This window comes from Halorhabdus tiamatea SARL4B, assembly GCF_000470655.1.
GTDB lineage: Archaea > Halobacteriota > Halobacteria > Halobacteriales > Haloarculaceae > Halorhabdus > Halorhabdus tiamatea.
In genome coordinates this window covers 1338809-1362516 of the sequence record NC_021921.1, presented here as the reverse complement: position 1 = coordinate 1362516, position 23708 = coordinate 1338809, and the positions used below count along the sequence as shown (strand labels likewise).

At 59.3% G+C, this 23708-nt stretch carries 21 protein-coding genes, 2 tRNA genes and 3 rRNA genes; 13 read left to right on the top strand and 13 right to left on the bottom strand.

Features of this window, described 5'->3' with window-relative positions:
• The first annotated feature begins 145 nt into the window (after window positions 1-145).
• Window positions 146-349 (top strand): DUF7511 domain-containing protein, encoded by a 204-nt coding sequence (locus tag HTIA_RS06835; protein WP_008526175.1) that lies wholly within the window; start codon window positions 146-148, stop codon window positions 347-349.
• Between the two features lie 35 nt (window positions 350-384).
• On the opposite strand, the gene HTIA_RS06830 is transcribed toward HTIA_RS06835, so the two are convergent.
• The gene (locus HTIA_RS06830; protein WP_008526177.1) at window positions 385-1437 is read right to left on the bottom strand and encodes a quinone-dependent dihydroorotate dehydrogenase; all 1053 of its coding nucleotides are present in this window, start codon (window positions 1435-1437) and stop codon (window positions 385-387) included.
• Between the two features lie 42 nt (window positions 1438-1479).
• Window positions 1480-1677, bottom strand: a complete 198-nt coding sequence (locus tag HTIA_RS06825; RefSeq protein ID WP_008526178.1) for a hypothetical protein — start codon at window positions 1675-1677, stop codon at window positions 1480-1482.
• A 263-nt stretch (window positions 1678-1940) separates the two neighbouring features.
• Here HTIA_RS06825 and HTIA_RS06820 point away from each other — a divergent pair, with 263 nt between their 5' ends.
• The 5 genes from HTIA_RS06820 (at window position 1941) to rrf (ending at window position 8053) form a co-directional block, all read left to right on the top strand.
• Complete coding sequence (locus HTIA_RS06820) at window positions 1941-2252, top strand: non-histone chromosomal MC1 family protein (RefSeq protein ID WP_008526179.1); 312 nt, start codon at window positions 1941-1943, stop codon at window positions 2250-2252.
• 807 nt (window positions 2253-3059) lie between these two features.
• Window positions 3060-4531, top strand: a 16S ribosomal RNA gene (locus HTIA_RS06815).
• 99 nt (window positions 4532-4630) lie between these two features.
• A tRNA-Ala gene (locus tag HTIA_RS06810) sits at window positions 4631-4702 on the top strand.
• A gap of 197 nt (window positions 4703-4899) precedes the next feature.
• A 23S ribosomal RNA gene (locus tag HTIA_RS06805) occupies window positions 4900-7817 on the top strand.
• A 114-nt stretch (window positions 7818-7931) separates the two neighbouring features.
• Window positions 7932-8053, top strand: a 5S ribosomal RNA gene (rrf, locus tag HTIA_RS06800).
• The 16S, 23S and 5S rRNA genes sit together here with 1 tRNA gene alongside, the layout of an rRNA operon.
• Before the next feature lie 136 nt (window positions 8054-8189).
• On the opposite strand, the gene HTIA_RS06795 is transcribed toward rrf, so the two are convergent.
• The gene (locus HTIA_RS06795; RefSeq protein ID WP_008526180.1) at window positions 8190-8405 is read right to left on the bottom strand and encodes a hypothetical protein; all 216 of its coding nucleotides are present in this window, start codon (window positions 8403-8405) and stop codon (window positions 8190-8192) included.
• Between the two features lie 328 nt (window positions 8406-8733).
• On the opposite strand from HTIA_RS06795, the gene HTIA_RS06790 reads away from it, so the two are divergent.
• The 3 genes from HTIA_RS06790 (at window position 8734) to HTIA_RS06780 (ending at window position 10003) form a co-directional block, all read left to right on the top strand.
• A tRNA-Cys gene (locus tag HTIA_RS06790) sits at window positions 8734-8809 on the top strand.
• Between the two features lie 172 nt (window positions 8810-8981).
• Window positions 8982-9557 (top strand): DUF7342 family protein, encoded by a 576-nt coding sequence (locus tag HTIA_RS06785; RefSeq protein WP_008526181.1) that lies wholly within the window; start codon window positions 8982-8984, stop codon window positions 9555-9557.
• Window positions 9554-10003 (top strand): hypothetical protein, encoded by a 450-nt coding sequence (locus HTIA_RS06780; protein ID WP_008526182.1) that lies wholly within the window; start codon window positions 9554-9556, stop codon window positions 10001-10003. The genes HTIA_RS06785 and HTIA_RS06780 overlap by 4 nt, the downstream gene beginning before the upstream one ends.
• A gap of 8 nt (window positions 10004-10011) precedes the next feature.
• Here the strand turns inward: HTIA_RS06780 and HTIA_RS06775 are convergent, their stop codons facing one another.
• Complete coding sequence (locus tag HTIA_RS06775; RefSeq protein ID WP_008526183.1) at window positions 10012-10515, bottom strand: ERCC4 domain-containing protein; 504 nt, start codon at window positions 10513-10515, stop codon at window positions 10012-10014.
• Between the two features lie 67 nt (window positions 10516-10582).
• Window positions 10583-12565 carry an SWIM zinc finger family protein gene (locus tag HTIA_RS06770; RefSeq protein WP_008526184.1) on the bottom strand — a complete coding sequence of 661 codons (1983 nt, stop codon included), beginning with the start codon at window positions 12563-12565 and terminating at the stop codon, window positions 10583-10585.
• A gap of 133 nt (window positions 12566-12698) precedes the next feature.
• Between HTIA_RS06770 and HTIA_RS06765 the strand changes: the two genes are divergently transcribed.
• Window positions 12699-14111, top strand: a complete 1413-nt coding sequence (locus tag HTIA_RS06765) for a DEAD/DEAH box helicase (RefSeq protein WP_008526186.1) — start codon at window positions 12699-12701, stop codon at window positions 14109-14111.
• On the top strand, window positions 14098-15450 hold the full coding sequence (locus tag HTIA_RS06760) for a DUF790 family protein (RefSeq protein WP_008526189.1): 1353 nt from the start codon (window positions 14098-14100) through the stop codon (window positions 15448-15450). Before HTIA_RS06765 ends, HTIA_RS06760 begins: the two co-directional genes overlap by 14 nt.
• A 7-nt stretch (window positions 15451-15457) precedes the next feature.
• On the opposite strand, the gene HTIA_RS06755 is transcribed toward HTIA_RS06760, so the two are convergent.
• The 7 genes from HTIA_RS06755 to HTIA_RS06725 all read right to left on the bottom strand — a co-directional run bounded on the left by HTIA_RS06755 (window position 15458) and on the right by HTIA_RS06725 (window position 21360).
• Window positions 15458-15826 (bottom strand): calcium-binding protein, encoded by a 369-nt coding sequence (locus HTIA_RS06755; RefSeq protein ID WP_008526191.1) that lies wholly within the window; start codon window positions 15824-15826, stop codon window positions 15458-15460.
• Window positions 15823-16593, bottom strand: a complete 771-nt coding sequence (locus HTIA_RS06750; RefSeq protein WP_008526193.1) for a hypothetical protein — start codon at window positions 16591-16593, stop codon at window positions 15823-15825. The genes HTIA_RS06755 and HTIA_RS06750 overlap by 4 nt, the downstream gene beginning before the upstream one ends.
• 6 nt (window positions 16594-16599) lie before the next feature.
• Window positions 16600-17232 (bottom strand): hypothetical protein, encoded by a 633-nt coding sequence (locus HTIA_RS06745; protein WP_008526194.1) that lies wholly within the window; start codon window positions 17230-17232, stop codon window positions 16600-16602.
• Between the two features lie 58 nt (window positions 17233-17290).
• Window positions 17291-18514 carry a hypothetical protein gene (locus HTIA_RS17010; protein ID WP_008526195.1) on the bottom strand — a complete coding sequence of 408 codons (1224 nt, stop codon included), beginning with the start codon at window positions 18512-18514 and terminating at the stop codon, window positions 17291-17293.
• A gap of 33 nt (window positions 18515-18547) precedes the next feature.
• The gene (locus HTIA_RS06735) at window positions 18548-19399 is read right to left on the bottom strand and encodes a hypothetical protein (RefSeq protein WP_148290937.1); all 852 of its coding nucleotides are present in this window, start codon (window positions 19397-19399) and stop codon (window positions 18548-18550) included.
• Between the two features lie 235 nt (window positions 19400-19634).
• Window positions 19635-20435 carry an SWIM zinc finger family protein gene (locus HTIA_RS06730; RefSeq protein ID WP_008526197.1) on the bottom strand — a complete coding sequence of 267 codons (801 nt, stop codon included), beginning with the start codon at window positions 20433-20435 and terminating at the stop codon, window positions 19635-19637.
• A gap of 22 nt (window positions 20436-20457) precedes the next feature.
• A complete protein-coding gene (locus tag HTIA_RS06725) occupies window positions 20458-21360 on the bottom strand; it encodes a Zn-binding domain-containing protein (RefSeq protein ID WP_008526198.1) in 903 nt (300 codons plus the stop codon).
• A gap of 184 nt (window positions 21361-21544) precedes the next feature.
• Here HTIA_RS06725 and HTIA_RS06720 point away from each other — a divergent pair, with 184 nt between their 5' ends.
• Window positions 21545-22516, top strand: a complete 972-nt coding sequence (locus HTIA_RS06720; protein WP_008526199.1) for a PD-(D/E)XK nuclease family protein — start codon at window positions 21545-21547, stop codon at window positions 22514-22516.
• Between the two features lie 256 nt (window positions 22517-22772).
• Here HTIA_RS06720 and HTIA_RS06715 read toward each other — a convergent pair whose 3' ends face one another.
• Entirely contained in the window at window positions 22773-22970 is a 198-nt protein-coding gene (locus HTIA_RS06715) for a heavy-metal-associated domain-containing protein (RefSeq protein WP_008526200.1), read from the bottom strand.
• Between the two features lie 133 nt (window positions 22971-23103).
• On the opposite strand from HTIA_RS06715, the gene HTIA_RS06710 reads away from it, so the two are divergent.
• Window positions 23104-23694, top strand: coding sequence for an AsnC family transcriptional regulator (locus tag HTIA_RS06710; RefSeq protein WP_008526201.1), 591 nt, complete (start codon window positions 23104-23106; stop codon window positions 23692-23694).
• Window positions 23695-23708 lie beyond the last annotated feature (14 nt).

The following is a 23708-nucleotide window of genomic DNA, read 5'->3' as shown; positions in this document are numbered from 1 at the left end:
CGGGTGTTAGGATTACAATTTAATTCTGTAGCCTGTATTTGGGCGGGGTTGTATTACTTTGTCCGAAAATTCTGTGAGATGACGCCAGTATTTCCGGTACGATCCGATATATAAGGAAACAACCGTTAGGTTGTGACGAGCAACGATGTCGACTACCGACGACACTGCGACGCCCGCATTGCCAGCCAGCTCTCGCGAGCGGGATCGCGACCTGGATCGGGCCTACGACGACTGTGAGGATCCGTCGATCCTCACGGTGTTCCCGGCCGACGCCGAGTGGCCGGAGATCGGGACCACGTGGATCTCCGTCGACGTCGACGACGCGGTTTCAGCGGCTGACTGGCGGTGACGCTGCTTCTCGAAGAATTCCGGTAGACTGCCTGCTCAGAGGTCCGCACCGACTGCGTCCTCGACGCTGTCGAAGCCATCACGTTCCAGCAGCGTCGCGAGCCCGCGATTGACGTTCCGGGCGATCGTCGGCCCGCGGAAGATGAACCCGGTGTAGATCTGGACCAGGCTCGCGCCCGCCCGGATCTTCCGGTAGGCGTCGGCCGCGGTGAAGACGCCGCCCACGCCCACGACCGGGACGTCCGTCCGGCGCGCGACGAATCGAACCATTTCGGTCGCCTGCTCCTCGATGGGTCTGCCCGAGAGGCCACCCTCCTCGACGCGGTCCGGGCTCTCGAGCGTCTCCGGCCGGTCGGTCGTGGTGTTGGTCGCGATCACGCCGTCGAGATCGTATTCGTCGACGAGCTCTAACGTCTCCTCGACTGCTGGCTCCGGCAGGTCGGGCGAGAGTTTCACCAGGAGCGGGTTTGCGCCGGCGTCTTTCAGCGTGCCGAAGATCTCTTCGAGGGATTCGCGGTTCTGTAACTCCCTGATCCCCGGCGAGTTGGGACAGGAGACGTTGATCACGAAGAAATCCCCACCGTCGGCTGTCTGTTCGTAGGTATACCGGTAGTCCGCAGCAGCTTCGTCCATCGGGACGTCTTCCGTTTTGGCGAGGTTGACGCCGACCGGGATCGAGACGTCGGTGCGGTCGAGGCGGTCGCCGATGACGTCCGCGCCCGGATTGTTGAGCCCCATCCGGTTGATGATCGCTTCGTCCTTTGCGAGCCTGAACACGCGTGGGCGCGAGTTCCCGTCTTGGGCTTGGGCGGTGACGCCGCCAACCTCGACGTGCCCGAAGCCGAGTGCACCCAGTGCGCCCGGGGCCTCGGCCGTCTTGTCTAAGCCGGCCGCGACGCCGATCGGGTTCGGGAACTCACACCCGAACGCCGACGTCGAGAGGCGGTCATCGTCGACGACGAACGCACGTTCGAGTACCGACTCGAACGGCGTCCCGTCGACGAGTTTCAGTCCCTCGTGCGCGAGCGCGTGCGCAGTCTCTGGGGATAGCTGGAACAACAGCGGCTTGGTGGTGTTATATAGATTCATGGTGGTCGATACCGGACTCTCCCGTCCGGCTCGCGACGGTACTCAGAAGTCGTGCTCGACATCCTCTTGATCTGCCTGTTGAATGATAATCTTGTTGTCCCGAACTCTGACGAACACTTCGTCGCCGATTTCCATCCCGGCGACCGCCAACTCGTCCTCGTGAAGGTTGATGTGGACGTTGTGATACTCCCCGTCCTCGTCCTTCGCGCCACTCGGGCTGAGCTTCTTCTTTCGCACCATCGCGGTATCTTAACCTGTGGTTGGCCGGAGCACGCACTTAAGCCTACCGTGCCTGTCCTGTCGTCGCCGCTCGCCGGTGCCTTCCGTCCCTTCGTGGCGCCCGGCGCGCGCGAACCGTGTCTCGTCGGTCGAATGCCCGTTTTTCGCCCGAATATCGCCAGCCGTCACTTCTTCTCATAAATATTTTGTGGCAGTTGCCCCCCGAATCGGGGGGTATTTTTATAGTGTGTCATGTTCTGGGTTGACATGGAGTCTCGAAAACCATGGCACGTGATACGGACAAGCGTAACTTTGCGTTGCGGGAATCGAACGGTAGCGAAACGAGTGTCTTCTCTGGTGGGACACCCCGTCAGGCCGCGTTGAAGGCCGCACGGCGGCTGGACCCCGCACCGAGCGAGGACGCGGCCGACCCCGAGACGATCCGACTCCGCGAGAAGGGGACGGAGAAGGTCCACGTCTACGAAGGGTGGGCCTGGGAAGAGGAAGCCCCGGAGGACAAGCCCGACTGGATGCCGGGCGAGATCACCAAGGGTAACGTCTCCAAGCAGGGCGTCGAACATCTCGAGGAGATCTGACGCGGTTATCCATCCCGCAGAGTCTCTTTTCGACGGTCGTTGAGAGTCGATAGTCTCTACTGTCCTGCAAGTCAAGCGCCGATGCGCGGCTTCCACTCGGGGAGACCTGACGCAACAGGCGCGGGATGACCACCCGACCTCCGGCCGCGCGACATTTCCTCTGGTCAGAACACCCCTTGAACCTCGGCAGTGGCTTCGGTGACTGGGTGATATTTCTCGTGTCCGCGAACGGTTGCCAGCCACGTGAGCGACTCCTGTATGACCTATTTACCTCCCCGCGTAACATGTACTCCGCGTTCTGTGGGGTTTGTGGGTCTGCTGACGAGGCCCTCCCTCCATGTCACGGTACGACATCACGACCCGCTTGTAATCGCATGACGTGGCGGGTCTCCTTCGACGGGTTTAAGTAATTACTTCCCATCTTCGAAGATACGCAGCGGCGAAGGGCGAACGGCGCCCCTCCGGCCGCGTCGCGCCACTCGCGTGGTGCGATTCGATCCGATGCCCTTAAGTGTAACAGGGCATTTCGGATTGAATACGAACGTGGTTCGGACGGGGCACGGATCGCCCCGGCCGCACCCGGTCTCGACTCACGCCGGTTCGAAGGGTTTATACCCTCTCTCGGTGTATGTTCGGGTCCGGAAAGACATGAGGATTCCACCCCTGCGGTCCGCCGTATAGATGGGATCTGATGTTAGCCCTGGTAGTTCGGTGACACCCGACTGGGGTGTCAGCGAACGTGCTTACGATAGCGACGACACCCCTTTGGGGTGTCATCCCGCCTAACCCTCCCCATTCCGGGGAGACATTCCGGTTGATCCTGCCGGAGGCCATTGCTATCGGAGTCCGATTTAGCCATGCTAGTCGCACGGGTTCAGACCCGTGGCATATAGCTCAGTAACACGTGGCCAAACTACCCTGTGGACGGAGATAACCTCGGGAAACTGAGGCTAATATCCGATACGACTCGCCAGCTGGAGTGCGGCGAGTCGGAAACGTTGCGGCGCCACAGGATGTGGCTGCGGCCGATTAGGTAGACGGTGGGGTAACGGCCCACCGTGCCCATAATCGGTACAGGTCATGAGAGTGAGAGCCTGGAGACGGTATCTGAGACAAGATGCCGGGCCCTACGGGGCGCAGCAGGCGCGAAACCTTTACACTGCACGACAGTGCGATAGGGGGACTCCGAGTGCGAGGGCATATAGTCCTCGCTTTTCTGTACCGTAAGGTGGTACAGGAATAAGGGCTGGGCAAGACCGGTGCCAGCCGCCGCGGTAATACCGGCAGCCCGAGTGATGGCCGCTATTATTGGGCCTAAAGCGTCCGTAGCCGGCCAGACAAGTCCGTTGGGAAATCCACGCGCTTAACGCGTGGACGTCCGGCGGAAACTGTCTGGCTTGGGGCCGGAAGATCTGAGGGGTACGTCCGGGGTAGGAGTGAAATCCCGTAATCCTGGACGGACCGCCGGTGGCGAAAGCGCCTCAGAAAGACGGACCCGACGGTGAGGGACGAAAGCTAGGGTCTCGAACCGGATTAGATACCCGGGTAGTCCTAGCTGTAAACGATGCTCGCTAGGTGTGCCGCAGGCTACGAGCCTGCGCTGTGCCGTAGGGAAGCCGTGAAGCGAGCCGCCTGGGAAGTACGTCTGCAAGGATGAAACTTAAAGGAATTGGCGGGGGAGCACTACAACCGGAGGAGCCTGCGGTTTAATTGGACTCAACGCCGGACATCTCACCAGCACCGACAATGTGCAGTGAAAGTCAGGTTGATGACCTTACTGGAGCCATTGAGAGGAGGTGCATGGCCGCCGTCAGCTCGTACCGTGAGGCGTCCTGTTAAGTCAGGCAACGAGCGAGACCCGCACTCTTAGTTGCCAGCAGCATCTTGCGATGGCTGGGTACACTAGGAGGACTGCCGCTGCCAAAGCGGAGGAAGGAACGGGCAACGGTAGGTCAGTATGCCCCGAATGTGCTGGGCTACACGCGGGCTACAATGGCCGGGACAGTGGGACGCCAGTCCGAGAGGACGCGCTAATCCCCGAAACCCGGTCGTAGTTCGGATTGAGGGCTGAAACCCGCCCTCATGAAGCTGGATTCGGTAGTAATCGCGTGTCAGAAGCGCGCGGTGAATCCGTCCCTGCTCCTTGCACACACCGCCCGTCAAAGCACCCGAGTGGGGTCCGGATGAGGCCGTCATGCGACGGTCGAATCTGGGCTCCGCAAGGGGGCTTAAGTCGTAACAAGGTAGCCGTAGGGGAATCTGCGGCTGGATCACCTCCTAACGATCGGGATCGGGGCGTTGCCCCGACCCACCTGCACGCTCGCTGCCACCCCAGTTGGGCACCTATGAACTACCAGGGCTGACATTGTACGGCGGAAGGGCCCATAGCTCAGCGGTAGAGTGCCTCCTTTGCAAGGAGGATGCCCTGGGTTCGAATCCCAGTGGGTCCATAGCTCGTATCCGATCGAATCCGATCCCCTTAAGTGTGGGACGGCGTTCGATTCGGGTACGGACGACCGATGCACCATCCCGTGTGAACGCGGATGGGAAGGGTTGATGCACGCACCGCCACCGACGGGCGTGTGTATGATACCGTGTGTACGTGCGATCCAGGCGTCCACTGGACGCGTTTACGTCGAGTTCACACTCGACGTGGCTGCTGTACCAGCTGGTGGATGGCTCGGCTCGGGCGCCGACGAAGGGCGTGCCAAGCTGCGATAAGCTCAGGGGAGCCGCACGGAGGCGAAGAACCTGAGATACCCGAATGGGAACTCCTCACCGCAATTGCCTTGCGCAATGGGGAACGCCGGGAACTGAAACATCTCAGTACCGGCAGGAAGAGAAAACGAATGTGATGTCGTTAGTAACCGCGAGTGAACGCGATACAGTCCAAACCGAAGGCCTTACGGCCAATGTGGTGTTCGGACTGGCACTCATCGTCAGAACGTCTTTTTGAAGTCTCCTGGAACGGAGCGCGATACAGGGTGACAGCCCCGTAACGAAGTCAAGTACGACGTGCGCCAGTTCCCGAGTATCGGGGGTTGGAAATCCCTCGTGAATTTGGCAGGCATCTACTGCTAAGACTAAATACGTCCCGAGACCGATAGTGAACAAGTAGCGTGAGCGAACGCTGAAAAGTACCCTCAGAAGGGAGGCGAAATAGGGCCTCAAATCAGTTGGTGATAGAGCGACTGGGCATAGAAGGTCCCTCGATAAACGACCTATCCGCGAGGATACAGTAGGACTCGAGGGAAGCCGGTGTTCAGTCGTACGTTTTGAAAAACGAGCCAGGGAGTGTGCTTGTGTGGCGAGTCTAACCCGATCATCGGGGAAGGCACAGGGAAACCGACATGGCCGCAGTGCTTTGCACGAGGGCCGCCGTCTTCAAGGGCGGGGAGTCACACGGGCACGACCCGAATCCGGACGATCTACGCGTGGGCAAGATGAAGCGTGGCGAAAGCTACGTGGAAGTCTGTTAGGGTTGGTGTTTTACAATACCCTCCCGTGATCTACGTGTAGGGGTGAAAGGCCCATCGAGTCCGGCAACAGCTGGTTCCAACCGAAACATGTCGAAGCATGACCTCCGCTGAGGTAGTCCGTGGGGTAGAGCGACCGATTGCCGTGTCCGCCTCCGAGAGGAGTCGGCGCGGCTGTCAAACTCCGAACCTACGGACGCCGTCGACGCGGGGAGTCCGGTATGCGGGGTAAGCCTGTGTACCATGAGGGAGACAACCCAGAGCTGGGTTAAGGTCCCCAAGTGTGGATTAAGTGCGATCGAAGGTGGTCTCAAGCCCTAGACAGCCGGGAGGTGAGCTTAGAAGCAGCAATCCTCCAAGAAAAGCGTAACAGCTTACCGGCCGAGGTTTGAGGCGCCCAAAATGATCGGGGCTCAAATCCACCACCGAGACCTGGCCACACCTGTCAAAAGGTGGTTGTGTAGGTTGGCGTTCTGCGCGGGTGGAAGCACGGGTGAGAACTCGTGTGGACCGCGTAGAAACGAAAATCCTGGCCGTAGTAGCAGCGAAAGTCGGGTTAGAATCCTGACGGCCTGAAGAGCAAGGGTTCCTCGGCACTGTTCGACAGCCGAGGGTTAGTCGATCCTAAGATCCGTCGCAACTCGAGCGGATCAAAAGGGAAACTGGTTAATATTCCAGTACCACCGTACACTCAATGTCGACGCCTTGGGGTAGACCGAGCCGGGCACTCGCCCGGTCGAATCGTCAAAACTCGTGGAAGCCGTAATGGCACGAAGCGGGCGAACGGCGAGATAGAGCAATTTGGTTCAACCTGGGGCCCATGAAAAGACAGTACGGTGCTCGTACCCAGCACCGACACAGGTGCTCTGGCGGAGAAAGCCAAGGCCTGTCGGGATCAATCGACGTTAGGGAATTCGGCAATTTAGCCCCGTAAGTTCGCGATAAGGGGTACCTGCTCGGGAAACGAGCAGGTCGCAGTGACTTGGAGGCTCGGACTGTCTAGTAACAACACAGGTGACCGCAAATCCGCAAGGACTCGTACGGTCACTGAATCCTGCCCAGTGCGGGTATCTGAACACCTAGTACAATAGGACGAAGGACCCGTCAACGGCGGGGGTAACTATGACCCTCTTAAGGTAGCGTAGTACCTTGCCGCTTCAGTAGCGGCTTGCATGAATGGATTAACCAGAGCCTCGCTGTCCCAACGTTGAGCCCGGTGAACCGTACTTTCCAGTGCGGAGTCTGGAGACCCCCAAGGGGAAGCGAAGACCCTATGGAGCTTTACTGCAGGCTGTCGCTGGGACATGGTCGCTAATGTGCAGAATAGGTAGGAGACGGTACACAGGTACGTGCGCCAGCACGCCACCGAGTCAGCATTGAAATACTACCCGTTAGTGACTGTGACCCTCACTCCGGGAGGAGGACACCGATAGCCAGGCAGTTTGACTGGGGCGGTACGCGCTCGAAAGAATATCGAGCGCGCCCTAAGGCCATCTCATCCGGGTCAGAGATCCGGAGAAGAGCGCAAGAGCAAAAGATGGCTTGACAGTGTTCTTCCCAACGAGGAACGCTGACGTGAAAGCGTGGTCTAGCGAACTCATTTGCCCGCTTGATGCGGGCAATGAATGACAGAAAAGCTACCCTAGGGATAACAGAGTCGTCACTCGCAAGAGCACATATCGACCGAGTGGCTTGCTACCTCGATGTCGGTTCCCTCCATCCTGCCCGTGCAGAAGCGGGCAAGGGTGAGGTTGTTCGCCTATTAAAGGAGGTCGTGAGCTGGGTTTAGACCGTCGTGAGACAGGTCGGCTGCTATCTATTGGGGGTGTTTGGTACCTGACGGGAACGACCGTATAGTACGAGAGGAACTACGGTTGGTGGCCACTGGTGTACCGGTTGTTCGAGAGAGCATTGCCGGGCAGCCACGCCACACGGGGTAACGGCTGAACGCATCTAAGCCGGAAACCCACCTGGAAAAGAGGTACCGCTGAGGTCACTCGTAGAAGACGAGTTCGATAGACTCGGGGTGTACGCACCGAGGTAACGAGGTGTTTAGCCCGCGAGAACTAACTGACCGAAGCCACCATTCATACCGCATGTGAACGCGACGTAGTCGCGTCCAGGCGCAATCTGGATCGCACGTACACTGGCTGTGCATCGACCGATCGCTGGCCTCGCGTGGTTCGATTCCACGGATCGGCGTTAAGGCGGCCATAGCGGCGGGGCAACACCCGTACCCATTCCGAACACGGAAGTTAAGCCCGCCTGCGTTCCGGCGAGTACTGGAGTACGAGAGTCTCTGGGAAATCCGGTTCGCCGCCTCCATTCATACTTCATTCAACCCATCCGAGAGTGACAACACTCTCGGGTGGGATTTTTGCATTTCATACACGGAGTTGCTGTCGAGAGTGGCAACGCTACAGGGTGCTCCAGAACAATGCAGAGAGAATTCAGCTGACGGTCAAGCGCTCGGTCGCGAGGACTCGGAGGATCCGATCGCGACGAACAGCGCGCCCGAAACAGTCAACAACAGCGTGGCGAATCCGCCCGGGAGGTCACCGGTGGTCAGGAACCACCCGGCCAACAGGAGACTTCCGACCACCAGGCCCGTGCCGAGGGCAATCAGTCGCCAGTCCCCTGCGTCGATCAGTCCGAACAATCGGTTGTTCGATGTCATTACGACCGTTTACGTGATATTCGGTCAAGAACGTTATTATATTTTGAACAATGTGGTTGAATTCGTATTGTTTGTGGGGGGCTTGATGAGTCGTAGCGGTGGGTTGCAGTCAGACCGCTATGTTTATTGGGTCGCTCGGGCTAGACGAAATTACGCCAAGGTGGCAGCGTCCGGCCTAACGCAGCGGCCTGCAGTTCCGACAGACTCACTTCGTTCGTCTGTCGACGTCGCACGCTCTTTCATCGCGTGCGACAGCCGCCCATCGCCTTCCAGGGGGAATGGGCCGGACCACAATCCATAACTTGGCTGATCACGGAATATCCACTGCGCCAAGGTGGCAGAGTCCGGCCTAACGCAGCGGCCTGCAGAGCCGCCCATCGCCGGTTCAAATCCGGCCCTTGGCTCTAGCACACTACCCTAAAGCCCAAGACGACATTGTCTTGGTGTGTAGTCTTTCCTTTCGATAGTTCGATAAATAGAACGTGAAATCACGTAGGTGTCTATCCTACCGAACCGAATTCTGGAAATATCCCAAGCTCACGAAGATTTATTCCGTCTGTGGAGCGTACGTCCGGTATGGAAGATCCACGCCCCGAACTAAAGGCGGACGCCGACGAGCGTTGGGACGCGCCTGATTTCGACGAGCTCGCCGCTCCCGAAGAGCTGGTCTCCGGGGACCGCACACGGGACGACTTCTTCGACGCCGTACTCGGACTCGATAGTCCCGCGACGGCGAGTGAGGTGGGCGACCGTGCGGGACACGGAGTAGACGCCGCTCGGGAGTACTTGGAGTGGTTCGAGCGCATGGGAATCGTCACGCGGGTCACCGACTCTCCCGCGACGTACGAGCGGAACCAAGCGTACCTGAACTGGCGGCGTATCCAGAAACTTCAGAACAGGTACGATAAGGACGAACTCCTCGCGTTTCTGGACGATGCGGCAGAGCGTGACGAGTCGTTCGCTGAGACGTTTGGCGTCGCCTCGCCGGATGCAGTAGCTATCACTACCCACGCAGCTGATACTGGGCGGTCTGTCGAGTCAGTGTGGCAGGATGTCTCTGCGTGGAAAACGACTCGCCGTCGGATTACGTTGCTCGAACGAGCGCTACAGACTGACTCGGACGGCACTGTCGATCGACGTACTGTCGCATGAGTGGCGGAAGCGACGACGCCGGTTCGACCGACGATGTCAGCGGTGCCCCGATCGATTTCGATCGCCTGAACGCTATCGAAGAGCGATTCATCACCGACGACCGCTTCACAGGGGTCGAACGCCAGCCGGAATTCGCGCCGGATCGCGTCGTCTGTCGGTACGATCCCGGGTTCTATCCGCAGCGCGTGCAGAGCGCTCGCCTGGAAGTGGTGTGGTTCGAGAACGGGGACTTCTCGCTGCACTACCACGAAGAGCACCGGGATGGTGAGTTCGACCATCGGTGCGATCGCCATCCCACAGACCACAACACGCGTGATAACGTCCACCCGGGTCCGGACGCGCCGACACCCGGCGACGACGCGTCACATCCGGTGGAGTGGCGTGACGTGCTGTCGATGGTTCTCGCAGAGATCGAAGATCGACAGCGGACCTTCTGGGCCGAGTGAGTGTCATGTCAGATTTGCTCCCGTCGTAGACTGTGGCGGACGAGGAGGAGAAACGCACACAGTTCGGCACGTCGTCGGGACTCAAAGAAACGGAACGCAACGTTGTAGTGACGAGTCCACGCTGAGAGGGTGCCGACCATCTGGTTCGGATGGATGTCTCGCCACGACATACAGCCCCGGTTCCGGAGGAGGGTTTCCCAGGATGTCTCCACGACGACCGCGAGGGGCTGTGGCCACTCGGCTGCCCGCCGTAGCTCGGAGGTGAATCGGTCCCGTTCCCATGTGAGTGCGGTGAGGAAGTCGTCTCCGGATTTGCGTTCGACCGCGAATCGCGGATGGTAGGTGTCCGAGCTCGAGTCGTGCGTACAGGCAGCCGGGACGGCGTAATCGGCGGTCGAGAGCGTCACATCTCGCGTCTCGACTGCACACCCGTCGAACGTCCAAGGCCGCTGTTCGCGCGTATCTCGTAGTACCGTGGTAGGTATGGCATTGTCGTGCCGTGTCTCGTCCATCTATCGCGTTTGGGGCCGGTATCTGGCATAAATATTCGCGGCGAAACGATTGGATGCACGAGGCGGATCAGAACCCGGCTTTCTCCAGTTCGTCCAGGAACGCTGGCCGGTTCGAGTGTTTGTCTTTGAGGAAATCGACGAACTCCTCGAACCGGGTTTCGGGGACCAACCCTCGCATCTCTTCTAAGTGGTCGGCGATGTCTCGGTAGTGTCGCCGGCCGGTGTCGCCGGCGGCAAACGGGACGAGCAGTTCCCGGTAGAGCTCGAAGTACTCGGCGGGCGCGGTAGTTGCGACTGGATCACGATACTGGCGAACTGACGAGAGGTTTGTGTTCTCTCTCAGTTCGACGAACGCTTTTTCGAGGTCGTCGTCGTGGACGTACAGCGCGACGAGGTCCTTTCGATCGTCTCTCTGGAAGCGCTGTTCGAATTCCTCGTAGATCGACTGCCACTCCTGATCGTCACAGACCGACTTCAGGTCATCGTACGCTGCCCACTCCGTGTGGTCAAGAAACAACTGTTTCAGCGTGTCACGGTACTCGTCCATGTCCCGGTTTTCGTAGAGGTCGGCAGCGAGCCAACGGAGCTCACGAGCCGATCGGAACGTATGGATACCGTTTTCAATGACTTGGATCGCACGGGCTTGCTTACCTTCGTTGATCAGTTGTCGGGCGTACTCCTCGCAGAAGCGCTTGCTTTCGAGGTAGATCTCCTCGTAGAGTTGCGAGAGGGCGTCTTCGTCGCCGAGTTCCTCGAGGATGTAGACGTAGGTCGAGAATATCCGCCGCTTCTGGAGTGACGACGAGATCTCCGTGTCAGTCGTTCCTGATTCGGTCGGCTCGACGCTAGCGGTGTGTCTCTCGACGGTCGTCGGTTCATCGACGCGTAACTTCTCGAACGCGTCACCGACGAAGTACTCGAATTGCAGTGTTCCAACAGCCAAGTGTTCGACGCCGAGCGTTCCACCAGTGAAATCGTCAGTGCTGAGCGGACCATCGGTGAAATCGGATACGTAGAGAACGTCGTCCGTCCGCTCGGAGTGGACAGTCGACTCGTCGTCTCTCGCTGATCCGTCGGATGTATCGACGCTGTCCGCAGTTACATCTTGTCGGACGTCCGCTTTCGAGGACAACTCTCCCGACAGCACTACATCGAGCGTGACACCGGACACGTGTGCGTCGAGTTGCTCCAGCCAGTATTCGAGGTCCGCGTCCGTCGTGCAGAGCGTTCGGAGTGCGTTGTCATAGTAGTCGCTGGCGAAGCCGTAGTCTGCCCCGACGAACTCCGCACAGAGATACTGGATGGACGGCTGCTTTCGCTCGTGGTCGAACTCCTGTTCTGCGACCGTCTCTGCATACGACTCGATAGCGCGCTCCAGTTCACGGCCGTAGTGGCCGCTGCTGTCGTCAACCCGGTCCAGATTCTCGCGTATCGCCTCGGAAACCGCTCGATAGATACCTGTCGCCGTATCGACGTGGCCCCGTTCTCGATGTGTCTCCGCGAGGTCGGTGTACTGCGAGAAGTCGATGTGCGTGTCGTGTTCGACCATCCCTCGGCGGCTGACAGCGTCGTCGAACAGTCGATCGATCTCCTGTTTGTAGTCGTAGACGGTCTTGCCGGTGTCTTCTCCAATGAATGCGACAAAGCGGTCGCGGATATCTCGATCCTCGGAAACGATGTCGAGCAGAAACGCTCTGAGGTCCACGGGTGTCGTCTCTTCGATCAGCGATTCGACGTCGACTGTTTCATCTCGCTCGGGTTCGGGATCGCTCACCGTCTCAGTGTCTCGGTCGTCTACGGTGAGCAAAACTGCGACAACGTGTTTGCAGTCGCCCGCGTAGTCGTACGGGCAACTGCAACGCGACCGGACCGCATCGTCTACGAGGTCGATCGCGACATCGTAGTAGTTGGATCCCCGAACGGTGGCTCTGATCTCGTCGCCGTCGATATCCAGTTCCTGCACCCGATCTTGGTGGTAATAGTTGACACCGCGCTCGAACGACTGATCGGTACAGAGCGATCGTATTTCGTCTCGAGTCGGGTAGTCCATGTCTTGTGTTTGTCTACTATGGTACGTCCCGAAAACGTGACGCCGTCTCTCACTGGCTGTTGTCAGGCGCTATGTCCCTCGACGGAACTCCCGACAGATTGAATCGTCTGACGGTCGTGCGTCCACGTACCGAATGCGGATCGAATTCGACGACGGAACGCTCTTGCTCTACGATACACCCGAGACAGTTCCACACGCAGAGTGGGACGACCGCGTCGATACGCACCGCGCCCAAGCGTACCGATATCGGGCACTCCTTGAGTGGGCTGAGCAGTGGAGCGATGGCGGTAGCCAGGCCACCCTCGACAGCGGATTCAGCCACGAGGTCGAAGACGCTGCCAGCGCGTACACCGATCTCTCCCTGACGCCTGCACTCCAGATCGAACCGCGTGACTATCAGCAGGCCGCACTCGACTCGTGGCGTGCGCACGACCGGCAGGGCACAGTCGTCCTCCCGACCGGCAGCGGGAAGACGTTCCTCGGATTGCAGGCGATCGCCGACGCCGGCGTCAGCGCGCTCGTCGTCACCCCGACGATCGATCTAATGAACCAGTGGCACGCCACGCTCACCAACGCGTTCGGCGAGCAACTCACCGGCGAGGTCGGTGTCCTCGGTGGCGGGAGTCACGATATCGGCGCGCTCACAGTCACTACCTACGACAGCGCCTACCGGTATATCGACGAGTACGGCGACCGGTTCGGCTTGCTCATCACCGACGAAACCCACCATTTGGCGGCCGAGACGTACCTCCAGATTCCCGAGATGACGATTGCACCCTACCGGCTCGGGCTAACGGCGACCTACGAACGCGCCGACGGACGAGAGGCACTGCTCGAAGACCGCATGGGGCCGGTCGTCTACGAGGAAGATGTTGACAACCTCGCCGGAGAGTTTCTCAGTGAGTACGAAACCATCCAGATGTCCGTCGATCTCACGCCAGCGGAACGGACTGAATACGACGAGGAGTACCAGATATACCGGGATTACGTCGACAGTCACGACTTCGATCTCTGGAACGAACAGGGGTACGCCGAGTTTCTCAAGCGTACGTCTTACGACCGGCAGGGGCGACGTGCGCTCGTCGCAAAGCAACGGGCCGAGCGCATCGCCCGGACGGCGTCGAAGAAACTCGATACGCTCGACACTCTGCTCAAACGCCACCACGACGACCGTGTTATCGTCTTCACCGCCAACAACGACTTCGCCTACGACATCTCCCGGGAGTTCATCCTCCCGTGTATCACACACCAGACCGACACCGACGAACGCACCGAGATCCTCGATCGGTTTCGCAGCGGCGAGTACTCGATGCTCGCCACCTCGCAGGTCCTCGACGAGGGTATCGACGTGCCAGCGGCCAATGTCGGTATCATCCTCTCCGGGAGCGCATCGAAACGCCAGTACGCCCAACGACTCGGCCGCATCCTCCGCCCGACCGACGACCGCCACCCAGCACGGCTCTACGAGATCATCACGACCGACACGATGGAGACATACGTTTCCCAGCGACGACGCGATGGGGTGAGTAGCAGTGCTGACGGCTGATCTCGCCCGGTCGCGGACACGTGATGGTGAAGTTCGCCCGCTGTTCATCGATATCTCCGACGAGCGGTACCGAGAGACAGCGGCCACGTTGATCGCGCTGTTCGAGGACCACCTCAGTGACCCGAAGGGAGAACTGGACGACGCCATCGACGAACTGACCGTGGACGATACCGACTACAAGATCGTCCAAGGGTTGGCGAAACTCCTCAGAGACGAGTGTGAGTTCGAGCAACAGGCGGCTGTTGACCCACGAGAGATCAGGCAGCGACTGTTCGAGCGAGCCAGCGATCGCTACCCGATCGTTCGCCAGCCCACACTCGGAGAAGACACCCAGAAACTGGAAGTCTACAGTGCGGTCGCCGACGAGTTGGGAATCTCACTCGAGGAGTGTTATCGGGGTATGTACGCGGATCTGGCGGCCAACAGACGGCTGGTTCGGTTCGGCGACCAGTCGGTGCGTGACGACAACGACAGACAGGCATCCACGACGACAACGACGAAACTCACGGGGAACAGCAAGCAGACGTACGACCAGCACGACCAGACGGTCGATTGGTTGCTAGCTCGCTACAATCTGGCACTGGCACAGGCCGTGCTCTACGACGCCTCGACGATGCACATCCGGGTGTGGGACAACTTCGGAACGGTGTTCAGCTATCTGAAGCTGTTCGGATTGATGCACCGGATCTACCCCATCGACGAGGACGGGACCCGCGTCGCGAGTACCGACCTGGCAGCGGGCTACGAGGCCGAACTCGACGGGCCAGTTTCCCTGTTTCGGCAATCCCAGAAGTACGGCATTCGGATGGCCAACTTCCTGCCCGCGCTCCCTCTGTGTGACCGATGGGAAATGCGCGCCGAGATCATCGGCGAGGAGTCGGCCAGAGACACCAATCAGTTCACGCTCGACCACACCGATGGCCTCGTCTCCCACTACAGCACCGGAAAGCGGTTCGACAGCGACGTCGAGCGCACGCTCGCCCGGAAGTGGGATCGGGCGACAACCGAATGGGACCTCCAGCGCGAAGACGACGTCTTCGACCTCGGCTCCGAAGTGATGATCCCGGATTTCGCTATCGAACATCCCGACGGACGGCGCGCGATCATGGAAATCGTCGGGTTCTGGACGCCGGAGTATCTGCGGTCGAAACTGGCGAAGATTCGGCAGGTCGAGGCCGATAACTTCGTGTTAGCTGTCTCGAAACGACTGGACTGTTCCGACGCGGACTTCGGAGACGCCGCAGATCGGGTGCTGTGGTTCAAAACTGGGATGCACGTTTACGACGTAGTCGAACTGGCTGAGGAGTACGCCTCTCCGGTCGAAACAGACCCCGACTGATCGGCACTCAGCCCAATCGGCCGCCGTCGCCGTTCCAGTAGTGCCAGTCGTCGACTGCGTCCCGAGTGTCCTGATCCACGTCGAGCACTTCGAGCTGTGACAGCGGCACGCCGAACTCCCTGTCCTCCCACTCCACGAGGACGAACATCTCGCTGCTGCTGACGACTTCGTCCGTCATTCCGACGACAGGCACTTGTTCCCCTTCGCGCAGTGGTGAGATCGTTCGCTCCTCGATACACCGCGCCCGGAACGGAAATCCCATCTCGCGTTCGAGGTGATAGCACCAGCTGATTGCCCGCTCACTTGTGGTGTAGGCGTCGGTGAGTACCTCCCTTCGAATGCGTTTGTCCCGCTCTTGGTCTGTCTCCTGTGTCACGGTCGTTTCTCCGTGACGATTGCAGCCGTGTCGGTCGACGTGATTACGTCGCCGTCGAGCACCTCGTCGAGTCTGTCTGGTTCGTAGACTTCCTTGACGAGGCAGTAGTAGTGTGAGGGCGTCCCGAAGTCATAGACCAGACTGAGTCTGTCGCCCTTTCGGAGTCGGGCCCGTTCGGCGACGTCAGCAATCGTCATCTCACTCGCTTTCGTGTATGTCCGGTCTCCCGTCTCCTCGCACTGGTGGTCGGGAAGCACGTTGAGACTGGAATCCAGGTATTCGTCTTCGAGGCCGTACATCCGGAGGTGGAAGTCGTCGAGCGTGGAGATTCGACACACGAGTCTGTCCAGTTCCGCCATCGTCGTCTCCGGTCTGACGACGATATCGTACCATTCCTCGCGTGCACGCCCTTTCTGCTTCCACCGGAGGCGATACCCGACAGTGCCGATCTGCTCTGATCGGTCGTCAGGATCCTGCTCTCTCCCCACTGCTTCACGTGTGTTCGACCAGCAGTACGAGCAGATCTCGTCAGGTGCATCGCCCTCGAATCCTGATTTGTCGATGTCATGATGGGAGAGAAACTCCACAAACGGGACTCGCTTGTCTCCCGGATGGCGGTTCCCTCGACTACACATCTTCTCGCCGGGACCACTGAGTCCGAGCGAGAAGCGAGAGTCCGTCTCGTCTTGGTCGGCGTCCATATCGATGATGTGCGCGACCGTTCCGGTTCCAATCTCGACGACGAATCGGTCTGTTGGCTCGCTCATTGTTGATCACCGGTACTGGATGTGGATGCCGTGGTCACGATACAGGTCGTGGAACGCGACGAACCGCTGGCGGGACACCGCTTTCGACGCGTCAGGATCTATCCGGCGGCCGTGCTCGTCCAGCAGTTGCTCTTTCTCCTCGCCGGGGAACGGAAACGAGACGCCCGAGGTCGTTGTGAACTCGTCGTAGCGAACGGGTCTGAAAAACAGCACGACCCCTGGCTCTGCGGTTCGGCTGAGATTGACATCCAACAGCGCGCGTTCTTCTCGGTCGTCCAGCAAGTCGGTTACCGTCAGACGGGGGCCTGAGTCGCTGATGGATTCGACCTCGAACAGCGAGGGATCGGCGTCGACGGTGGCTTCGAGAATGTCCCGTTCGGTTTCGCTCCCCCAGCGTTCCGCTTCGAGGTATCGCTCCGCCGTAGTGGCCCCGTCCCGGCGGTATTCGTACAGCGCGAACTCGAAGTGGGCTGGCATCTGTGACTCGAACTCGTAGGCCAGGTTCGGCCCGTCGAATTCGATGTCCAGTTCGGATGCAGTTTCTACGATCAGCTTGCGGTCGGAGTACGCTTCGAGGATGTCGCTGTTCAGTTGTGTTCCGATCTCCCGATAGGTCTTGTACTGGTCTACATCGCTCATTAGGAGGCCGTATGTCAGGACGGTATCAATACTTTCCGATACCGAGCGTTCGACGAGATCAGGGATCGTAGTGATAAATATAGGGATGGTCGACGACGTCCTCGGGCATAATGGAAGACAACGTCTCCTTGAGTGCGTCCTCGGTGGGTGCGGTCGCGACGACTTGTCCATCATAAATGGCGACGTGGGCTTCCCGCAGGTCGAGATCGCGGAATTCGCGCCCGAGTCGTCGTGCCTGTGCCTTCCCCATCTGCTCGTGGTAGATTCCCGCCAGTTCGTCGCTCCGGTTTCTGAGTTGTTCGATCTCGTCGGCGAAGCGTTCGCGGTTCTCCTCGTTTTTCGTGTAGAAGCGGAGGCGTTCGGCGTCACTCGTCGCCGAGCCTTCGCCTGGAGGGAGTGACTCGGCGATTCCGTGACTGTGTTTGGCCTCCCCGTACGCCGTCTCGATGTCCATATCGAGGAAGTCGAGCATCATCGGACCGAGTGGTTCGGACAGCAGCCACCCGTCAGGGACGACTTCGCCCTCGAACGGGAGCATCACCAGGTCGTTCAGTATCACTGGTAGCGCTGGCTCCGGGAACTGCTGCTCGAACGGGTCGTGGATCGCAGTCACGGCGAATGCTTGAGGCGCTTCGGGTTCCACGAAGACGGTATCCTCCTCGCGGTGTTCGACGACGGCGGCGAACTCACAGAACTCGTAATCACGCCATCCTCTGAGCACTTCTAACTCGGACTCGGACAGCCCCGCGGGATTCTCGGCGAGAAAGTCCGCGATGATCGCCTCGGCATCTCCCTCGTACAACCGTTCACGGATCGGATAGATCTCGTCCAGAAACGCCTCGCTGAACTCCTCGTAGGTGTCGATTCCGACGACGACGTCGAACCGATCGTTGACGTAGACGAGGAGTCGACCGTACAGTTCGAGGAAGCGCTCGGCCTGTTCGGTATCCAGCACCGCCGGATGGTCGTCGCCCGGTCCCCCGCCGAGGTCGATATCGGACCCCTCCAGTTCCGTGAGGAGGATATCGAGGGCTTCCTGGGTTTCTTCGGGCGTCGTATCGAGGTCCGCGAAGAGCGCGTCCCGCTCGGGAACGACCGCCTTGCCGTCTAGCCCTTCCAGAACTTCCTCGATTGTCTCCATCTGTTCGGCGGAGAGTGCGTCGATCGCGTCGTCGATAACCGCCATCTCTTCGGAGACCGCTTCGAACTCGGCAGGATCGATCTCGAGACCTTCCGGGAGGTCTTCTGGGCCGATCCCGTTCCAGTCTGTGTCATCGTTCATACCGAGGAGATGTCCGGCGAGACACTCAAACTTTTACAGAACGATATCGGTGAACTCCCAGTTGTCCGGCAACTGTCGAGCGAGACCACAATCGACGACGACGGACTCCAGTCGGTCCCGAACCGCGGGGTCCCAGTCGAAACCGTCCGCGTGGAACTCGGGGTACAGGGTTTCCCAGTCCCAGTGGTCACTCGAATCAGGGTAGTAACCACGGTCGATCGTGCCGACTATGTGGAGTAACTGTGCGGGGTCCGAAACGACGTCCGCCGCAAACAGGTCTTCGAGGAGTGTCGTCGCGGCGTGCTGATCGGCGTGTATGGCGTGTTCGATAGCCGTGCCGGCCCAAATCTCGTATTCGCCGTCGACGATCATTTCGATATAGTCCTCGAACGGGTGGTCGGGATGACCGATCCCCCAGCCGTAACTCATCGAGTCGATCCAGGGCTGTGTGTCTCCAGGGTGGCGATGGAACAGCAGCAGATAATCGAGCGCTTCGGCGGGAATCGCCGCGACACCGTCGGCACGGCGCGTCCGGACTAGTTGCTTGCCAGTCACAGTTGCGAGCACATGACTGACGTGTGGGTACTCATCGAAATCACCCCGCTCCGCCCCACCGAACGCCTCGTGTTCGGAATAGGTATCGAAGTCGTACGTGACCTCGGGCCAGTAGGCGTCGAGTACATCGAGCAGAAACGGCCACCCTTCGCGATCAACGATCGTTTCGAGACCCTCGACTACGGGGCCGAAGAAGACTCGATGGAATCCCCAGTAATCCCCCTCTTCGTGCTGTGACCACTCATCGGAGAGACGCTGTTCGTACTGTGCGAGGGCCTGGTAGACGGCCATCTCGTCGCCCTGCTGTGCCTGTTCTATAGCGTCTGTCATTTCCTCGCTGGCCGCCCGTTTCACTCGCCGCTCGGTTTTGCGCCTCTGTTTGCTGATCTCTTTTGTCCGATCCTCGAACATGTCTTCGGCGCCGGTAGATTCTTTTTCCGGACACTCGTGCAGACGAAGACCAGACAGCGTATCGAATTCCTCACCGCAGTCATCACAGATGTGGGGCATGGTTGTTGTCTCTCATCGACGTTGTTTAAAACTCTCTCGTCGATACCGTTGTGTATCACTCATCGTATCGCTCCTCGAGATCGTCGAGTTCGCGCCGGAACTGCTCGTTGTTAATCGGCGGCTCTGTCGACGCTCGTGCTTCCAGTACGCCCGCGTATGTATCGAACTCTTCGGGACTTGGATCAGTCGCTAAGACACAGTCGGCGTAGCCATCGATAGCTCTCTGGATGATTTTCGCGTAGTGGTCGTAGGCCCCGTCAATCCAATTCGATTTCTCGTCGACTTCCTCGAATACAGCCCGATACACCGTCGCGGCGGCTAGGTATCGGTCCCGATCACGGTACTGCTCGGCAATCTCGAAAAACCGGGAGAAGTCAATCGCGTCGTACACGCCGGGGTCAGCGTGCTGTTCGAACAGGTGGGCGATTTCCTCACGGTACTCACCAACTGACTTGTGGTCGTCACCGAACTGTGCGAGAAACTGCTCGCGCAACTCTGGGTCTTCGGCAAGTGCATCGCGGACAAAGCCACCCAAGTCGTCGGCCGACACGTCCTCAAGAACTCCCTCGACGCCCTCGCTCTCGTCATCTGGCGGGCCAGCGGCGATATCCAATAACACGGCAACGACGTGTTTGCAGTCGCCGCTCCCGTCGTACGGACAGGTGCAGTTCGTGCTGAAGTTGCGCCCACCGAACTCGATTGTCACGTCGTACAGTTTCGATCCACTGACGGCCGCGGTAACGAGATCGTCGAATCGGTCAAGCCGTTGAATACGTCCCTCCTTGCGGTACGTTTCGCCCCGCTCGAACACGGCGTCCGTGCTCCGTTTTCGGATGGCCTCTTCGTCGACGTTCATGTTCCGTCGTTCGCGGGCGGGGCTAATTTGAGTTCTGTTCGACAGTATCGCCCTGCCAGTTTGGGTCGGCAAGCGCCATCGTGAGTGTTACTGCGAGGCGTTTATCCAACGGTTCGTTCGCCCGACCGCAGTGAGGTGACTGGATACAGGCCGGACAGCCGTCCGCACAGCCACAGTCGGCGAGCAATCCCCACGTGTGCTGGAGGAGGTCCTCAATCTGATCGTATCCGTTCCGGGCCAGCCCGACGCCACCGTGGTAGCCGTCATAGATGAACAGCGCACTCGTCTCCACCTGTGGATGGTCGGTCGTCGAGACACTGCCAACGTCACGGCGGTCACAGAGAATCACGAGTGGGAACGTGGCGACGAGGGCATGCTGGACGGCGTGGAGACCCCCCTCTAAGGAGCCGGACATCGTTTGCATGAGTCCTTCGACGCCCGGCGGGAGTGTCAGATACAGCGCACGGGTCGACAGCGTCGTCTCGGGCAGGTCGAGTGATTCGTCGCTGACAATCTCGCCCGTCCGGTGGTCGCGTCGCTGGAAGCCGGTTACCTGCTTTCGACGGGCCACCTCCGCGAAGTGGACGGTGACATCCTCGCGGGTCGCCAACGGTTTGGTGGTGATGTCCTCCTCGATTGTCATCGATTCTTCGAATTGGACGCGGGTCTGATGGTCGCTCTTTGTCGGCGCGAGCCACGCCACGTCCCGGTCGAGGTCAAGCGACTGCACCTCGTAGCTCTGGCCCTGATGATGGTAGATTGCGCCCGGATGGACATCTCGAAGCGCGGCGTCAAGTGGTAACTCTCCGAGTTCGTCGGACTGGCTGCCCCGAACTTTGAGGACGACAGTACGGTCGGTGATCGTGCGTAGCCCTCGCTGGTAGGGATTGATCGTCCGCCCGCTGGCCGTGCGTCGCCATCTCACAGGGCCGTGTCTCGGGACGGCGGGCAGATACCTCTCGCTGGAACTGTATCTGGTCAGTGTAGTACTCGCGGTTCCGGACCCAGTCGACGAACTCGTCCACGATACCCTACTACGTACGCAATCGCATATAGTGATATAGACTCGTGTCCTGAACACTTTTCCCAAAGCCGCCGTACTCCTTCCTATGCCATTCAGCGTCAGTTGGCACACGCTCATTGACGAACTCGATGACCTCTCCGAAGGGGCTGAACTCATTACGCCGCTGTCTCACGACCGATTTCGAATCACAGACGTACAGGAGCATCGTGTCATCATTACGTTCGACGAGTCCGGTGAGCGTCACCCACTCAAGCGCGAGCAGTTCGAGACACTTTATCGGCGGATTCAAGATTCGCATGGCGAGTTCGAACTCGACCGGCTGCCGGCCGATGCCGATCCGTATCCAGCGGTCCTGAGCCTGCATCCGCGCTTCGAAACCGACGGCGATAGAGGAGTCATTGTCGAAACAGAGGGCCAGACAGAGACGCAACTCGTTGACGGCGACACAGTTTCAGGGGAGGATACCCGTGTCGAACCCGATGGACTGGATGTCTACTCCGATGCCTTGCTCCTCATCGACGCGCTAGAACGACATGACGTAACAGATCTCAGCGAACTTGAGACGGACGCCATAGTGAACATCTACACACTCTGTTCGGATGTCCAGCGGAACGCAAACGAGTTCCGGCAGGATGTGGCTGATGTGTTACTTGACCGTCTGCATCACGACCAACCGGTCCACGGCCAGTACGGGTCGGTTCAGCGAACGTCACGTCGCAATCGTTCGCTCAAAGACGAAGACGACGTGATCGATCTATTGGAAGACGCTGGGATTGAACGTGAGCGCGTGATGAGCCTCGATTCGAGTAAGGTGGCTGAGGCACTGGATGTGACTGAACTAGCTGAGTCGGATCTTTACGAGATTTCCGAAAGCGAGTACATCCGGAAAGCCGAAGTCGATAACGATGTCAAGGAATCACGTCTCCAAGGGCTGAAAGACCGACTGGCGGCAAGCGACGATGCAGAATCAGACGAACTACGGCAAGAAATCGAAGCCCTCGAAGAGCGTATCGACGACCTCACCAGTTTCAGTACTGGAACACAGATGCAGGGATAGCTTCGATTGGTGTTTCAACCTCTGGACGCTGTTTGGGCGTTAGAAAGAACCTGGGGCCGAAAATGGGCAATATTAACCCGAAGTAAGCTATTCTAATATATAAAAGGCTGCCTAATAGCTGGCCCTTGGCTTGTGTTCATACCTCATCGATCGCCCATTGTGGTGGCGTCGAGACGACAAACGGAATCGGGAAAAACAGGAGTCAACCGACACGCTCTGTTCTCGGGCGCAGAACGTGATTCGCGGTCGTCTGTCGTCACGCTGCGGCGTCGTAGCCTGCTTCCGAGACGGCATTGACCAGCGCGGCTGGTTCTGCCGTCCCCTCGATAGTTGCCGAGTCGGTTTCCCGGTCGGCTGTCGCGGCGGTCACGCCGTCGACGTTTTCGAGCGCTTCCTCGACGGTTTGCTCGCAGTGCTCACACGACATTCCTTCGACGGTGATCGTCTGGGTCATATCCGAATCGTCCTAGGGGAGCCCACTCTTTGTACGTTCTTGCTTCGATTCTAGCCTCACGCGACTTTCTGAACCGCACTTTCCGAAGTCTCGTCCGGGAAACTGTATTGTTTGCCGAGTGAGTAGTGACGATATGCACGATCTCGACGAGACCGACTTAGAGATCCTTTCGATGCTGGCCGAGGACGCTCGCCGGCCGTTCAGCGAAATCGGCGAGGCGGTCGATCTGTCCGGGCCGGCCGTCTCCGATCGTGTCACGCGATTACAGGACGCAGGCATCATCGAACAGTTCACCATCGACGTCGACCGGGCGCAGCTTCGCGCGGGCGTCCCTGTCCTGGTGCAGGTTGCACTCCCGGCGGAGTCAGTGGAGACCGTTCGTGAACGTGTGCGCGGTAGCGACGGCGTCGAACACGTTTTCGTCACGGCAGAGGGTGACGTCTGGTTCTACGCGCGCGCCGAAGCGCGCAACGTCCGCTCGTGGGTAGCGGGGCTCCTTTCGGACGTCGACGTCGAGGGGTACGCCGTGACACTGGTCGACGACTTCGAGTGGACGCCGTCGGTCGAGGGGCTGGAGTTCGCCCTCACCTGCGTGGAGTGTGGCAACACGGTCGACAGCGAGGGCGAGACGGCCCGGATCGACGGCGAGATCTATCACTTCTGTTGTCCGTCCTGTCTGGATCGCTTCGAGACTCGGTATCGGCGACTCGAAGAGGGGGCCTGAGACGGGCTTTGGAA

Coding starts and splice junctions, on each gene's coding strand:
- HTIA_RS06835 (WP_008526175.1), top strand. CDS start 146: ATGTCGACTACCGACGACACTGCGACGCCCGCATTGCCAGCCAGCTCT.
- HTIA_RS06830 (WP_008526177.1), bottom strand. CDS start 1,437: ATGAATCTATATAACACCACCAAGCCGCTGTTGTTCCAGCTATCCCCA.
- HTIA_RS06825 (WP_008526178.1), bottom strand. CDS start 1,677: ATGGTGCGAAAGAAGAAGCTCAGCCCGAGTGGCGCGAAGGACGAGGAC.
- HTIA_RS06820 (WP_008526179.1), top strand. CDS start 1,941: ATGGCACGTGATACGGACAAGCGTAACTTTGCGTTGCGGGAATCGAAC.
- HTIA_RS06795 (WP_008526180.1), bottom strand. CDS start 8,405: ATGACATCGAACAACCGATTGTTCGGACTGATCGACGCAGGGGACTGG.
- HTIA_RS06785 (WP_008526181.1), top strand. CDS start 8,982: ATGGAAGATCCACGCCCCGAACTAAAGGCGGACGCCGACGAGCGTTGG.
- HTIA_RS06780 (WP_008526182.1), top strand. CDS start 9,554: ATGAGTGGCGGAAGCGACGACGCCGGTTCGACCGACGATGTCAGCGGT.
- HTIA_RS06775 (WP_008526183.1), bottom strand. CDS start 10,515: ATGGACGAGACACGGCACGACAATGCCATACCTACCACGGTACTACGA.
- HTIA_RS06770 (WP_008526184.1), bottom strand. CDS start 12,565: ATGGACTACCCGACTCGAGACGAAATACGATCGCTCTGTACCGATCAG.
- HTIA_RS06765 (WP_008526186.1), top strand. CDS start 12,699: ATGCGGATCGAATTCGACGACGGAACGCTCTTGCTCTACGATACACCC.
- HTIA_RS06750 (WP_008526193.1), bottom strand. CDS start 16,593: ATGAGCGAGCCAACAGACCGATTCGTCGTCGAGATTGGAACCGGAACG.
- HTIA_RS06745 (WP_008526194.1), bottom strand. CDS start 17,232: ATGAGCGATGTAGACCAGTACAAGACCTATCGGGAGATCGGAACACAA.
- HTIA_RS17010 (WP_008526195.1), bottom strand. CDS start 18,514: ATGAACGATGACACAGACTGGAACGGGATCGGCCCAGAAGACCTCCCG.
- HTIA_RS06735 (WP_148290937.1), bottom strand. CDS start 19,399: ATGACAGACGCTATAGAACAGGCACAGCAGGGCGACGAGATGGCCGTC.
- HTIA_RS06730 (WP_008526197.1), bottom strand. CDS start 20,435: ATGAACGTCGACGAAGAGGCCATCCGAAAACGGAGCACGGACGCCGTG.
- HTIA_RS06720 (WP_008526199.1), top strand. CDS start 21,545: ATGCCATTCAGCGTCAGTTGGCACACGCTCATTGACGAACTCGATGAC.
- HTIA_RS06715 (WP_008526200.1), bottom strand. CDS start 22,970: ATGACCCAGACGATCACCGTCGAAGGAATGTCGTGTGAGCACTGCGAG.
- HTIA_RS06710 (WP_008526201.1), top strand. CDS start 23,104: ATGCACGATCTCGACGAGACCGACTTAGAGATCCTTTCGATGCTGGCC.